Raw genomic sequence first — 14,245 nt, 5'->3', positions numbered from 1 at the left:
TTGTTCAGGAGTGCGGGGCGTCTTCGCGCACCCGCATGAAACGCGCGAACCGGGGCAGGCCGCTGGCATTCGTGCCGTTGAAGCGATAGGTGACCCAGGTGCCGATGGCGGGCGGGTTCTCTCGCTCGGCATCGGTCAAGCCGCTGCCGAGTTTGAAGCGTTTGCCCTCGGGCGTTTCGACGACCAAGGCGCCGAGCCGGTTGCTGTTGCGGCCCTTGCCGGTCACGTGGCCGACCACGCGCGCCTCGGCGTCGTCGTGGGGCTTGACCTTGAGCAGGTCGTTGTTGCGCTCGCCGCGGTAGAGCGAGCCGCCGCGGTGCAGCATCAGGCCTTCGCCGCCCATCTTCACCGTCTTGTCGAGCAGGGCTTGCAGTTCGGCGTGCGTGGTGGCGCGCTCCTGCGGCACCAGGACGACCCATGGCGCATCGGTGATCGGCAGCAGCTTGCGCAGGGCCCCGAGCCGGGCGGTGAAGTCGCCGGACTGGGCCGGCATGTCGAACACCATGAAGCGCATCTCGCGCCAGGCGACGTCGTTCGGTGTCTGGCTTCGTGCGGTGGAGACTGCATGTGCAAAGCGGCCGCGGCCGGCCCACAGCTCACCGTCGAGCGGCTGCTTCGGCAGCGATGCGATGAACCATGCGGGCGCCGCGACGGGTTCGCCGCCGCGTGTCCAGAGCTGCTTGCCGTCCCAGTAGCCGCGCACGCCGTCGTATTTCTCGCTGACCCAGTAGTCGGCCAGCGACATGCCGGGCCGGTAGACGTCGGCCAGCATCAATGGAGGTGCAGCGGTGCGCGCAAGCGCCGGGGTGACCAGGGCCGCGCTCAGGACGGCGAGCAGCAGGGAACGTCGATTCAGCACGATGCGATGAAATGAACAGCGAGAAACCACCGCAAGGCGGCCGTTCGCCAAGTCCGGTGGAACTTACTCCGCCATGCCCCCGACCACGTTGCTGAAGCCGCCGTCCACATAGGTGATCTCGGCCGTCACACCGCTGGCCAGGTCGCTCAGCAGGAACGCGGCGACGTTGCCCACTTCCTCGATCGTCACGTTGCGGCGGATCGGCGAAGCGTCGGCCACGGCCGCGAGCATCTTGCCGAAGCCCTTGATGCCGCTCGCGGCCAGGGTCTTGATCGGGCCGGCGCTGATGCCGTTCACGCGCATGCCCTTCGGGCCCAGCGACGAGGCGGTGTAGCGCACCGAGGCTTCGAGCGAGGCCTTGGCCAGGCCCATGGTGTTGTAGTTGGGCAGCGCCCGCTCGGCACCCAGGTAGGTCAACGTGAGCAGGGCCGACTTGTCGTTGAGGTAGGGCAGGGCGGCCTTGGCCATGGCGGGGAAGCTGTAGGCGCTGATATCGTGCGCGATCCTGAAACCTTCGCGCGAGAGGCCGTCCAGGAAGTCGCCCGCGATGGCTTCGCGCGGGGCGAAGCCGATGCTGTGGACAAACCCGTCGAACTTGGGCCAAGCCTGGGCGAGGTCGGCGAAGAGCTTGCCGATCTGGGCGTCGTCGCCCACGTCGCAATCAAAAATCAGGCTCGAGCCGAAGTCTGCGGCATATTCGGTGATACGGTCCTTGAATCGTTCGCCGACATAACTGAAGGCGAGTTCCGCGCCTTGTTCGTGGCACGCCTTGGCGATGCCGTAAGCGATCGAGCGATTGCTCAACACACCGGTGATCAACAGTTTTTTGCCGGAAAGAAAGCCCATGAAGTTGCCTTGTGAAAATCTTGGGCAGAATTCTCGCATGCGGTTTCTCTGGGTCGGCTGGTTGTTGATGTGTGCGGTTCCCGCGTGGGCGGCGCATGGATATGCACTCTGGGACGACCTGAAGTACGGCCCCGGCTTCACCGCCTTCGACTACGTCAACCCCGACGCGCCCAAGGGCGGGGAACTGCGCCTGGTCAGCAACTTGCGCGTTTCCACCTTCGACAAGTACAACCCATTCACCATCAAGGGCTCGGCGCCGGCGTACCTCGACAGCCTGATCTTCGAGTCGCTGCTGGCCGGTTCGATGGACGAGACCGCCTCGGGCTACGGCCTGCTGGCAGAAGACGTGGCGGTCGCTCCGGACCGCCGCAGCGTCGTCTTCCGCCTGCGGCCGGAGGCGAAGTTCCACAACGGCAAGCCCGTCGAGGCGGCCGATGTGAAGCACAGCTATGACACGCTGATCGGCCCCTTCACCTCGCCGGGCTACAAGACGCTGCTGCAGGAAGTGGACGGCGCCGACGTGATCGATGCGCGCACCATCCGCTTCCGCTTCAAGACGCCGAACCGCGAACTGCCGCTCACCGTGGGAAGCTTGCCGGTCTTCAGCCGCGACTGGGGAGCCGAAAACGGCAAGGCCAAGCCCTTCGATCAGGTGGTGATGGACATCCCGATCGGCAGCGGCGCCTACAAGATCGGCCCGGTGCGCTTCGGCAAGGACATCACCTACGTGCGCGACCCCGGCTACTGGGGTCGCAACCTCGCGGTGAACCGCGGCAGCCAGAACTTCGACCGCATCACCGTCAAGATCTACAAGGACAACACGGCGCGCCTGGAGGCCCTGAAGGCCGGCGAGTTCGACATGATGAGCTTCTACTCGGCCGGCGACTGGGCACGACGGGTGACCGGCAAGCGCTTCGACACCGGCGAGCTCATCAAGCACGAGTTTCAGCACAGGAAACCCGCGGGCTTCCAGAGCTACGTGCTCAACAGCCGACGGGACAAGCTCAAGGACCCGCGCGTGCGCGAAGCACTCGGGCTGGCGCTGGACTACGAATGGATGAATCGCCAGATGTTCTACGGCGGGTACCCGCGCGTGAAGGACCTGTTCGGCAACACCGACTGCGAAGCGCAAGGGCTGCCTTCGGCAGAGGAAAGGGCCTTGCTCGAGCGCTGGCGCGGCAAGATTCCCGATGCCAGCTTCGGCCCCATGTATGTGCCGCCCACGACCGAGGGCGCAGGCCAGTCACTGCGCAACAACCTGCGCCGTGCGCGCGAGTTGCTCAAGGAGGCAGGTTGGGAATATCGCGACGGCGCGCTGCGCAACGCAAAGGGCGAGGCCATGACGCTGGAGTACCTGGACAGCAAGGAAGGCGGTGTGCGCACGGTGTCGCCGTGGGTCCGCAACCTTGAGAAGCTCGGCATTGCGCTCAATTTCTCGTCCGTCGATTTCGCGCTCTACCAGGAGCGCCTGGACCGGTTCCAGTTCGACATCACCTCCATCAATTTCGCCGGTACCAACAACCCGGGCCAGCAACTGCTCGAGATCTTCGGCAGCAAGGCCGCCAAGACGGAGAGTTCGGGCAATTACATGGGCGTGTCCACACCGGCGGTCGACGCCCTGCTCAAGGCTGTCGTCGATGCCGACACCAAGGCGGAGTTGCTGCCTGCCTGCAGGGCGCTGGACCGGGTCATCATGCACAGCCACTACCTGATTCCCCAATGGACGCTGAGCTCGCACCGTGTGGTGTACGACGACTGGCGCCTGGCTTTCAAGGCGCCGATGCCGCCGTATGCCGCCGCCGAGGGCTGGATCATGGGCACCTGGTGGGCCAAGCCCCCGAAGCCGTAGAAGAGAAGGAAACAAGGCCATGCTCTCCTATGTCCTCAAGCGGCTTCTGCTGTTCATTCCCACGCTGCTGGGCGTGCTGCTGGTCACCTTCCTCGTCATCCAGTTCGTGCCGGGAGGGCCGGTGGAGCAGTACCTGGCCGAGGCGAAGACCGCAGGCGTCGGCGGCGGGGGCGGCGGCTTCGAGTCTGGCGGTGGCTCCTACCGGGGCAATCAGGGCGTCGATCCCAAGCGCCTGGAGCAGATCAAGGCGCTGTACGGTTTCGACAAACCGCCGCACGAACGCCTGTGGCAGATGCTCGGGCAGTTCGCGCGCTTCGACCTGGGCAAGAGCTTTTTCCAGAACAAGGACGTGTGGACGCTGATCCTCGAAAAGCTGCCCGTGTCGATCAGCCTCGGGCTCTGGACCTTCTTTATCAGCTATGGCGTGGCGGTGCCGCTGGGTGTCGCCAAGGCGGTGCGCGCCGGCTCGCGCTTCGACCTCATCACCACGCTGATCGTGCTGATCGGCTATGCCATTCCGGGTTTTGTGCTGGGCGTGGCGCTGCTGGTGATCTTCGGCGGGCAGCTGCAGTGGTTTCCGCTGCGCGGGCTGACTTCCTCGAACTGGGATGAACTGAGCTGGGGCGCCCGCATCGTCGACTACCTCTGGCACATCACGTTACCGGTCACGGCCATGGTGCTCGGCAGCTTCGCGGTGACGGCGATGCTGACCAAGAATTCGTTCCTCGAGGAGATCCGCAAGCAGTACGTGCTGACGGCGCGTGCCAAAGGGCTGGGTGAACGGCAGGTGCTCTGGAAGCACGTGTTCCGCAATGCGCTCATTCCGATCATCACCGGACTGCCGGCGGCTTTTATCGGCTCCTTCTTCGCCGGGTCGCTGCTCATCGAGACGCTGTTCTCGCTCGACGGGCTGGGCCTGCTGGGCTACGAAAGCGTGATCCGGCGCGACTACCCCGTGGTGCTGGGCACGCTCTACATCTTTACGCTGATCGGCCTGGTGACCAAGCTGATCTCCGATCTCTGCTATGTCTGGGTGGACCCGCGTGTCAAATTCGACTGAGACGGCCCCGCACATCTCACCCGGGCGCCGCGCCTGGATGCGCTTCAAGCGCAACCGGCTCGGTTTCTGGAGCCTGGTGCTCTTCACGCTGATGGTGGTACTGAGCCTTTTTGCCGAAGTGCTGTCCACCGACAAACCGCTGATCGTGCGCTACCAGGGCCAGACCTATTTCCCCGTTCTGCGCGACTACTCCGAGAAGACGTTCGGCGGCGACTTCGAAACGCCGGCCGACTACCTCGACCCCTTCATCCGCGAGCGGATCACCGCGGCCGACAACTGGGCGGTCTTCGCGCCCAACACGTACGGCGCCAAGACGCTGAACTATTTCGCCAAGGCGCCGAGCCCGGCCGCCCCCTCGGCCGACAACTGGCTCGGCACCGACGATCGCGGTCGCGACCTGCTGGCCCAGCTGATCTATGGCTTTCGCGTGAGCGTGCTGTTCGCACTCGCGCTCACGGTCATCGGCACGGTGCTGGGCGTGGCGGCCGGTGCGGTGCAGGGCTACTTCGCGGGCAGGATCGACCTGGCGTTCCAGCGCTTCATCGAGATCTGGGGCTCGATGCCGGAGCTCTACCTGCTGATCATCTTCAGCGCCATCTTCAAGCCGAGCGTGACGCTGTTGCTGATCCTGCTGAGCCTGTTCGGCTGGATGGCCCTGTCCGACTACGTGCGGGCCGAGTTCCTGCGCAATCGCCAGATGGACTATGTGCGTGCCGCCCGCGCCCTGGGCGTGAGCAACCTGCAGATTATGTGGCGCCACATCCTGCCCAACAGCATGGTGCCCGTCGTCACCTTCCTGCCGTTCCGCATGAGCGCGGCAATCCTGGCGCTGACCTCGCTCGACTTTCTTGGCCTCGGGGTGCCGCCGGGCACACCGTCGCTTGGCGAGTTGCTCAACCAGGGCAAGTCGAGCATCGACGCCTGGTGGATCTCGCTCTCCACCTTCGGCGTGCTCGTCGTCACGCTCATGCTGCTGACCTTCATGGGCGACGCGCTGCGCGATGCGCTCGATCCGCGGAAGGCCGACAAGTGAGCGACATGAATCCAACAACGAATCAGCCCCTGCTCCAGGTGAAGGGGCTCCATGTCTCTTTCAGCGGCAAGGATGTGGTGCATGGCATCGACTTCCAGATCGCCGCCGGCGAAAAGCTTGCTCTGGTGGGGGAGTCGGGCTCGGGCAAGACGGTCACGGCGCTGTCGCTGCTGCGGCTGGTGCAGAACGCCGAGGTGACCGGGGTCGCGAAATTCTTCGGGGCCGAGACTTCGCCGCAGAAGGAGAAGGCACGCGACCTGCTCGCCATCCCGGAGCGCGAGCTGCGCGGCATCCGCGGCAAGGAGATCGCGATGATCTTCCAGGAGCCGATGACCGCGCTCAACGCGCTCTACAGCGTGGGCGACCAGATCGCCGAGGTGCTCGAACTGCACGAGGGGCTGTCTGCCCGCGCGGCGCAGGCGGCCGCTGTCCAACTGCTGGCCGACACCGGCATTCCCGAGCCGGCGCGGCGGGCGCGGTCGTTCCCGCACCAGCTCTCGGGCGGACAGCGCCAGCGCGCCATGATCGCCATGGCGCTCGCCTGCAAGCCGCGCCTCCTGCTGGCCGACGAGCCGACCACCGCGCTCGACGTCACCGTCCGCGCGCAAATTCTCGAGCTGCTGGCCGACCTGCAGCGCAAGTACGGCATGGCCGTGCTGCTGATCACTCACGATCTGAACCTCGTGCGCCGTTTTGCCGACCGCGTGGCAGTGATGGAGAACGGCCACATCGTCGAGCACGGCGCCGTGGCGACCGTGTTCGATGCGCCGCAGCACGCCTACACCCGCAAGCTGATCGACAGCCATCCGGAGCGCGACGTGGCGGCGGTGGCAGCGCGCGCCGACGCCGCCCCTGTGCTCGAAGCCAAGGCGCTTCGAGTGAGCTATCCGGTGCCGAAGCCTGGCTTTGCCGGCTGGTTCCGCAAGGGCGAATTCATCGCAGTGCAAGGCGCCGATTTCCGCATCGTGCCAGGCGAGACGCTGGGTGTGGTCGGCGAATCGGGCTCGGGCAAATCGACGCTGGCCCTTGCTGCGCTCGGGCTCCTGAAGCATCGGGGCGAGCTGAAGGTGGATGGCAAGGGGTGGGCGGTCGACCGCGCTTCGGACCTGGCCCTTCGCCGCAGGATGCAGGTGGTGTTCCAGGACCCGTTCTCCTCGCTTTCTCCGCGCATGACCGTCGAGCAGATCGTGGGGGAGGGGCTGCGCGTCCACGCGCCGGAACTCGACACGAAGGCGCGCCGGGCTCGCTCGCTCACCGCGCTGGCGGACGTGGGGCTGACCGAGGCGCAGTTTCCGGCGCTGCTCGACCGCTACCCGCACGAGTTCTCGGGCGGCCAGCGGCAGCGACTCGCGATCGCGCGCGCCTTGATCGTCGATCCGCAACTGCTGGTGCTCGACGAGCCGACCAGCGCGCTCGACGTGACGATCCAGAAGCAGGTGCTGGGCCTCCTGCAGCGCCTGCAGCGGGAGCGGGGGCTGAGCTATTTGTTGATCACCCATGACGTCGAGGTGATCCGCGCCATGGCGCACCAGGTCATCGTGATGAAGGATGGCGCCATCCTCGAAACCGGGTCGGTCGAGCGCGTGCTCGATGCGCCGGCGCATCCCTATACGCAGAAACTGGTGGCCGCGGCGCTGCTGGAATAGAACGAAAAGAGACGAAGAAATGTCGGTAAACAGACAGGACCGTCGCGGCGCGTGGCGCGCAGCGCTGGCCTGCATGGTCACGCTGGCGGTGGCAATGGGCCTCGGGCGCTTCGCCTTCACGCCCATGCTGCCCATCATGCTGGGCGAGGGAAAGCTGGAACTGGCCGGAGGCGGCTTGCTGGCGTCGCTCAATTACCTGGGGTATTTCCTGGGGGCGGTGAGTTGCGCGGCCATCGGGATCAAGGCGTCGAGCATGGTGCGGGGCGGGCTGGCCGCGACCGCGGCATTGCTGATCGGCATGGGCCTGCTCCATAGCTTCGCGGGCTGGGGCATCCTGCGCGCGGCCGCTGGTGTGATGAGCGCCTGGGTCTTCGTCTTTGCTTCGGGCTGGGGCCTGCGGCGGCTGGCTGAGACGAATTCGCCGACGCTGGCGGGGGTGATCTACACCGGGCCGGGCATCGGGATCGCCATGACCGGGCTGCTCGGCGGGGCGCTCGGGCGCTGGGGTTCAGAAGTCGGGTGGATCGGTCTGGGGCTGCTGGCCGTGGTGCTCATAGGGGTTATCTGGCGGGTGTTCGATGACGGCGAAGCCGCGCAGGGCGGCGGAGCGAAAGCCCCCGTGCCCGCAAGCAGCCTGACGGCATCCGGCGCGGATCGCAGCGATGCGATCTGGCTGGTCGCTCTCTACGGGCTGGCAGGTTTCGGCTACATCATCACGGCCACTTTTCTGCCGGTGATTGCGCGCCAAGCGCTGCCTGGATCGTCCTGGCCTGATTTCTTCTGGCCGCTGTTCGGCGCGGCCATCATTCCGGGCGCGCTGATCGGCGCCCGCGCACCCACTCATTGGGACAATCGGCTGCTATTGGCAGCCGCCTATGCGTTGCAGGCACTGGGCGTGGTGCTTTCCGTGGCATGGCCCACGATCGGCGGGTTCGCGTTGGGGAGCTTGCTGCTGGGCATGCCGTTCACCGCAATCACTCTTTTCGCCATGCGGGAGGCGCGCCGGTTGCGCGGCAACGCGGCGGCCGGTTTGATTGGCTACGCCACGGCGTCCTATGGGGTGGGGCAGATCATCGGCCCGTTGTTCGCGGCGCCGCTGGCCCAGCGCACCGGCTCTTTCCAGCAGCCCTTGCTGGTCGCGGCGGCGGCATTGGCGCTTGGCGCGGTGCTGTTTGCGGTGGTCTGGTCGAAATCTCGTCGTGCAATGGCGCTCTGAGCAGCAATGGCCCTTCATTTATCACACGAATAGCATATAATTCGAGGCTCACGACCAAACGGGCGGGTACCAACCGCCCGTTTTTTTTGGTCTATGCATTCTCGAACATTCGTGACGTTCACTGAGATTCGGAGATCCGTGGTGGGCGGATATCGGGACTCGGTGAATTCGGTATTTATTTAGAAGGCACTTTCGAACACGTGGCATTGCAGCAAATAGTGGAACAAACCGTGGCCGGTCTTGGCTACGACCTGGTCGAGATCGAACGCTCGGCCGGGGGATTGCTGCGCGTGACGATTGATTTGCCCTGGGTGGCCCCCACCTCCGAAGCTGTGGCTGCAGGTGTGCCGGAGCCCTTCGTGACAGTCGAAGACTGCGAGAAGGTGACGCGGCAACTGCAGTTCTCGCTCGAGGTCGATGGTGTCGACTACAAGCGGCTCGAGGTGTCCTCGCCCGGTATCGACAGGCCGTTGCGCAACGAGCAGGATTTCGAGCGTTTCGTGGGCGCGGTGATCGACATCACGCTCAAGGCGCCCATGGGCGCGGCGGCGGGCGGCCAGGTGTCTGCCACCCGCAAGAAATTTCGCGGCACGCTGGAGCGTGCTGAAAAAGCAGAAGGGGCTGATGCAGCCCCGGGCTGGCAAATCGTCTGGAGCGATGCGCCCAAGCCCAAGCCGGGTCAAAAAGTGAGCAAGAAGCGCGCGCCTGCACCTTTGCATGCGCTGGGCTTCGCATTGGACGAGCTGCGCGATGCGCGGCTCGCGCCGATTGTGGATTTCAAGGGCCGCAAGGCCAAAACCCAACCGGGTTTTTCGGATATTGACGACGGAACGAACGTTCCCGACTGACAAGAGGAGTGGTGGCATGAATCGCGAAATGTTGATGTTGGTGGATGCGATCTCGCGCGAGAAGAACGTCGAGCGTGACGTTGTCTTCGGCGCGGTCGAATCCGCACTGGCGCAAGCCACCAAGAAGCTCCACCAGGGCGATGTGGACATCCGCGTCGCCGTCGATCGCGACAGCGGCGACTACGAAACCTTCCGCCGCTGGCACGTCGTTCCCGACGAAGCCGGCCTGCAGCTGCCCGACCAGGAAATCCTCCTGTTCGAAGCCAAGGAAGAAATGTCGGACATCGAAGTCGGCGAGTACATCGAAGAAGCGGTGGACTCGGTGCCGATCGGCCGCATCGGCGCCATGGCTGCCAAGCAGGTCATCCTGCAGAAGATCCGCGACGCCGAGCGCGAGATGCTGCTCAACGACTTCATGTCGCGCGGCGACAAGATCTTCGTGGGCACCGTCAAGCGCCTGGACAAGGGTGACATCATCGTGGAGGCCGGCCGCGTCGAAGGGCGCCTGCGCCGCAGCGAGATGATCGCCAAGGAAAACCTGCGCAACGGCGACCGCGTGCGGGCCATGATCATGGAAGTCGACCTGACGCTGCGCGGCGCGCCGATCATCCTGTCGCGCTCGGCGCCCGAGTTCATGATCGAGCTGTTCCGCCAGGAAGTGCCCGAAATCGAACAGGGCCTGCTCGAAATCAAGAGCTGCGCCCGCGACCCGGGTTCGCGCGCCAAGATCGCCGTGCTCTCGCACGACAAGCGCGTCGATCCGATCGGCACCTGCGTCGGCGTGCGCGGCACCCGTGTCAATGCCGTCACGAACGAACTCGCCGGCGAGCGCGTCGACATCGTGCTGTGGAGCGAAGACCCGGCCCAATTCGTGATCGGCGCCCTGGCACCGGCCAACGTGTCCTCGATCGTGGTGGACGAAGAAAAGCACGCCATGGACGTGGTGGTCGACGAGGAAAACCTCGCCATCGCCATCGGCCGCGGCGGCCAGAACGTGCGCCTGGCTTCCGACCTCACCGGTTGGAAGATCAACATCATGGACGCCAACGAATCCGCTCAGAAGCAGGCGACCGAAACGGATGCCAGCCGCAAGCTCTTCATGGAGAAGCTCGATGTCGATGAAGAAATCGCCGACATCCTGATTGCCGAAGGCTTCAACAGCCTGGAAGAAGTCGCGTATGTGCCGATTTCCGAAATGCTCGAGATCGAAGCATTCGACGAAGACACCATCAATGAGCTGCGCTCGCGTGCCAAGGATGCGCTGCTGACCATGGAAATCGCCAAGGAAGAGGGCGTCGAGGCCCAGTCGCCGGTATCGCAGAACCTGCGCGACCTCGAAGGCCTGGACCCCGAGCTGATTCCCAAGTTGGCCGAAGCGGGTGTGAACACCCGTGACGACCTCGCCGACCTCGCGGTCGATGAACTCACCGAGATCACCGGCCACAGCGCCGATGACGCCAAAGCCCTCATCTTGAAAGCCCGCGAACATTGGTTCGCCGGCCAAGAGTGACGGTCATGGAGGCACGAAACCAATATGTCCAGTACCACTGTCGCCGAGTTCGCGAACGAGCTCAAGAAGACTCCCGAAACCTTGCTTGACCAGCTCAAGAGCGCAGGCGTGCCCAAAGCGGCACCCACCGATGCACTCACCGAGGCTGACAAGCAGCGCCTGCTTGGCTTTCTCAAAGCCAGCCACGGCACTGCAGAGCCCGAGCGCAAGAAGATCACGCTGACCAAAAAGTCGACCAGCGAGATCAAGCAGGCCGATGCCACCGGCCGCGCCCGCACCATCCAGGTGGAAGTGCGCAAGAAGCGCACCTTCATCCAGCGCGACGAAGGCCATCCGGCCGAGCCGGTGCAGCAAGCCGCCGAGGCGCCCGCCGCCGCGCCGGCCGCACCCCGCGTCGACGAGGCCGAGCTGGCCCGTCGCGAGGAAGAAGCACGTCGCCAGGCCGAACTGATCCGCCGCCAGGAAGAAGAGCTGGTCGAGAAGCGCCGCCTGCGTGAAGAAGCCGAAGCCCGCGATCGCGAGCAGGCTGAAAAGGCCGAGCGCGCCGAACAGGCCGAGCAGGAAGCTGCACGCATCGCCGCCGAGAAGAAGGCCGCTGCTGCTGCCGCTGCAACGCCGGCGAAGGAAGCCGCCAAGCCGGTCGAAGCGCCTGCTGCAGTTGCTGCGGCCGCTGCTGCTGCCGCTGCCGAACAGCAAGCCGCCGACACCAAGCTGGCCGCACAGACTGCCGCCACGCAAGCCAAGGAAGACGCAAAGGCCAAGGCCGCCGCCGAATCGAAGGCCCGTGCCGATGAGGAAGCCGCCCGCGCCAAGGACCTGGACGAGCGTCGCCGCAAGGCCCTCGCCGAGGCCGAAGCCATCCGCGCCATGATGAATGCACCGGCCCGCGTGCTGGTGCCGCACAAGGCGCCAGAGAAGCCGCAGCCCGAAAAGGCCGCGGTCAAGGGCACGCTGCACAAGCCGGCCACGCCCGCTGCGCGTCCCGGCGCGCCAGCCGCCCCGGGTGCTGCCGCGGCCCCTGGCGCCGCCGGTGCCGGCAAGGAAGTCAAGTCGGCCAAGCTCTCGTCGAGCTGGGCTGGCGATCCTGCCAAGAAGAAGGAAATCAAGACCCGCGGCGATGCCAGCGGTGGTGTCGGCCGCGGCAACTGGCGCGGAGGCCCGCGCGGCCGTCGCGGCAACGATCGCGGTGGTCACGAGGAGCACGCACCGGCCGCACCGGTCGAGGCGCGCATCCTGGAAGTGCACGTGCCGGAAACCATCACGGTGGCCGAACTCGCGCACAAGATGGCCGTCAAGGCCGGCGAAGTCATCAAGCAATTGATGAAGCTGGGCCAGATGGCGACCATCAACCAGTCGCTGGACCAGGACACCGCCATGATCCTGGTGGAGGAAATGGGTCACAACGCGGTGGTTGCCGCGCTGGACGATCCGGAAGCCTTCACCGACGAGGACGTGTCGGCGCAAACGGCAGAAGCCCTGCCGCGCGCCCCGGTCGTGACCGTCATGGGTCACGTCGACCACGGCAAGACCTCGCTGCTCGACTACATCCGCCGCGCCAAGGTCGCAGCGGGCGAAGCCGGCGGCATCACGCAGCACATCGGTGCCTACCACGTCGAAACCGAACGCGGCATGGTGTCGTTCCTCGACACCCCGGGTCACGAGGCGTTCACCGCCATGCGTGCCCGCGGTGCGCAGGCCACCGACATCGTGATCCTGGTGGTGGCGGCCGACGACGGCGTCATGCCCCAGACCAAGGAAGCCATCAAGCACGCGAAGGCGGCCGGTGTGCCGATCGTGGTTGCGATCAACAAGGTGGACAAGCCCGACGCCAACCTGGACCGCGTGAAGCAGGAACTGGTGGCCGAAGAGGTCGTGCCTGAAGAGTACGGCGGCGACGTGCCGTTCGTGCCGGTGTCGGCCAAGACCGGCCAGGGCATCGACGATCTGCTCGAGCAGGTCCTGCTGCAGGCTGAAGTGCTGGAACTCAAGGCGCCGGTGGATGCCGCCGCCAAGGGCCTGGTCATCGAAGCGCAGCTCGACAAGGGCCGCGGCCCGGTTGCGACGGTGCTCATTCAGTCCGGCACGCTCAAGGCGGGCGACGTGGTGCTGGCCGGTTCCACTTATGGCCGCGTGCGCGCCATGCTGGACGAAAACGGCAAGACCATCAAGACCGCGGGTCCGTCGATCCCGGTCGAGATCCAGGGCCTGACCGAAGTGCCGCAAGCGGGCGACGAGTTCATGGTGATGGCCGACGAGCGCCGTGCGCGCGAAATCGCCACCTACCGTGCTGGCAAGTTCCGCAACACGAAGCTGGCGAAGGCCCAGGCCGCGAACCTGCAGAACATGTTCACCGACCTCTCGGCCGGCGAAGTGCAGACGCTGCGGATCATCATCAAGGCCGACGTGCAGGGCTCGCAGGAAGCGCTGGCCCAGTCGCTGCTCAAGCTGGCGACCGAAGAGGTCAAGGTGCAGATGGTGTACGCCGGCGTCGGCGGCATCAGCGAAAGCGACATCAACCTCGCCATCGCCTCGAAGGCCATCGTGATCGGTTTCAACGTGCGTGCCGATTCCGGTGCGCGCAAGCTGGCCGAGAACAACGGCGTGCAACTGAACTACTACAGCATCATTTACGACGCCGTGGACGAGATCAAGGTTGCGATGTCGGGCATGCTGGCTCCGGAGCGCCGCGAAGAGATCATCGGCTCGGCCGAGATCCGCACGGTGTTCGTGGCTTCGAAGATCGGTACGGTCGCAGGTTCGTACATCACCTCGGGCTCGGTCAACCGCAGTGCGCATTTCCGCCTGCTGCGCGACAACGTGGTGATCTACACCGGCGAAGTCGACTCGATCAAGCGCATGAAGGACGATGTCCGCGAAGTCCGCGAAGGTTTTGAGTGCGGTATCAAGCTCAAGAACTACAACGACATCAAAGAGGGCGATCAGCTCGAATTCTTTGAAATCAAGGAAATCGCCCGGACGCTGTAAGCGTTCGATGCGAGAGCGTTCATGCCCAAAAGAAAAGCAGCAGCCCCCAACCGCGCGTTCAAGGTCGCCGATCAGATCCAGCGGGATCTGACGGAGTTGATCGCGCGCGAGTTGAAGGACCCGCGCGTGGGCATGGTCACGGTCCAGGCGGTCGAGGTCACGCCCGACTATGCGCACGCGAAGATCTACTTCAGCATGCTCACGGGCGACGTCGAAGAGACCACTGCAGCGCTCAACCAGGCCGCGGGGTTCCTCCGCAACGGCCTGTTCAAGCGCCTCCATATCCACACCGTGCCGACGCTGCACTTCCTGTTCGACCGCACCACCGAGCGTGCGGCCGACATGAACGCGCTCATCGCGCAAGCCGTCGCTTCCCGCTCGAAAGACGAATAG

At 65.2% G+C, this 14,245-nt stretch carries 11 protein-coding genes; 9 read left to right on the top strand and 2 right to left on the bottom strand.

Annotated elements, in window-relative coordinates:
• Positions 1 to 4: 4 nt before the first annotated feature.
• Both M2282_RS00565 and fabI read right to left on the bottom strand, forming a co-directional pair.
• The gene (locus M2282_RS00565; RefSeq protein WP_280806868.1) at positions 5 to 859 is read right to left on the bottom strand and encodes a DNA ligase; all 855 of its coding nucleotides are present in this window, start codon (positions 857 to 859) and stop codon (positions 5 to 7) included.
• Positions 860 to 922: 63 nt separating this feature from the next.
• Complete coding sequence (gene fabI / locus M2282_RS00560) at positions 923 to 1,705, bottom strand: enoyl-ACP reductase FabI (RefSeq protein ID WP_280806867.1); 783 nt, start codon at positions 1,703 to 1,705, stop codon at positions 923 to 925.
• Positions 1,706 to 1,742: 37 nt separating this feature from the next.
• Between fabI and M2282_RS00555 the strand changes: the two genes are divergently transcribed.
• The 9 genes from M2282_RS00555 to rbfA all read left to right on the top strand — a co-directional run bounded on the left by M2282_RS00555 (position 1,743) and on the right by rbfA (position 14,245).
• A complete protein-coding gene (locus tag M2282_RS00555; protein WP_280806866.1) occupies positions 1,743 to 3,554 on the top strand; it encodes an extracellular solute-binding protein in 1,812 nt (603 codons plus the stop codon).
• Between the two features lie 19 nt (positions 3,555 to 3,573).
• Positions 3,574 to 4,614, top strand: a complete 1,041-nt coding sequence (locus tag M2282_RS00550) for a microcin C ABC transporter permease YejB (RefSeq protein WP_280806865.1) — start codon at positions 3,574 to 3,576, stop codon at positions 4,612 to 4,614.
• Complete coding sequence (locus tag M2282_RS00545) at positions 4,580 to 5,647, top strand: ABC transporter permease (RefSeq protein WP_280806864.1); 1,068 nt, start codon at positions 4,580 to 4,582, stop codon at positions 5,645 to 5,647. The genes M2282_RS00550 and M2282_RS00545 overlap by 35 nt, the downstream gene beginning before the upstream one ends.
• 5 nt (positions 5,648 to 5,652) lie before the next feature.
• Entirely contained in the window at positions 5,653 to 7,293 is a 1,641-nt protein-coding gene (locus M2282_RS00540; RefSeq protein ID WP_280806863.1) for an ABC transporter ATP-binding protein, read from the top strand.
• 19 nt (positions 7,294 to 7,312) lie between these two features.
• Entirely contained in the window at positions 7,313 to 8,509 is a 1,197-nt protein-coding gene (locus M2282_RS00535) for a YbfB/YjiJ family MFS transporter (protein ID WP_280806862.1), read from the top strand.
• A gap of 200 nt (positions 8,510 to 8,709) precedes the next feature.
• The gene (rimP, locus tag M2282_RS00530) at positions 8,710 to 9,357 is read left to right on the top strand and encodes a ribosome maturation factor RimP (protein ID WP_280806861.1); all 648 of its coding nucleotides are present in this window, start codon (positions 8,710 to 8,712) and stop codon (positions 9,355 to 9,357) included.
• 16 nt (positions 9,358 to 9,373) lie between these two features.
• Entirely contained in the window at positions 9,374 to 10,867 is a 1,494-nt protein-coding gene (gene nusA, locus M2282_RS00525) for a transcription termination factor NusA (protein ID WP_280806860.1), read from the top strand.
• 24 nt (positions 10,868 to 10,891) lie between these two features.
• Positions 10,892 to 13,852 (top strand): translation initiation factor IF-2, encoded by a 2,961-nt coding sequence (infB, locus tag M2282_RS00520; RefSeq protein ID WP_280806859.1) that lies wholly within the window; start codon positions 10,892 to 10,894, stop codon positions 13,850 to 13,852.
• A 21-nt stretch (positions 13,853 to 13,873) separates the two neighbouring features.
• A complete protein-coding gene (gene rbfA, locus M2282_RS00515) occupies positions 13,874 to 14,245 on the top strand; it encodes a 30S ribosome-binding factor RbfA (protein WP_280806858.1) in 372 nt (123 codons plus the stop codon).

The sequence above is a fragment of the Variovorax boronicumulans genome (assembly GCF_029892485.1).
GTDB lineage: Bacteria > Pseudomonadota > Gammaproteobacteria > Burkholderiales > Burkholderiaceae_C > Variovorax > Variovorax boronicumulans_B.
Note: the sequence above shows the minus strand (reverse complement) of the source record. Positions and strands in the feature narration are given on the sequence as shown.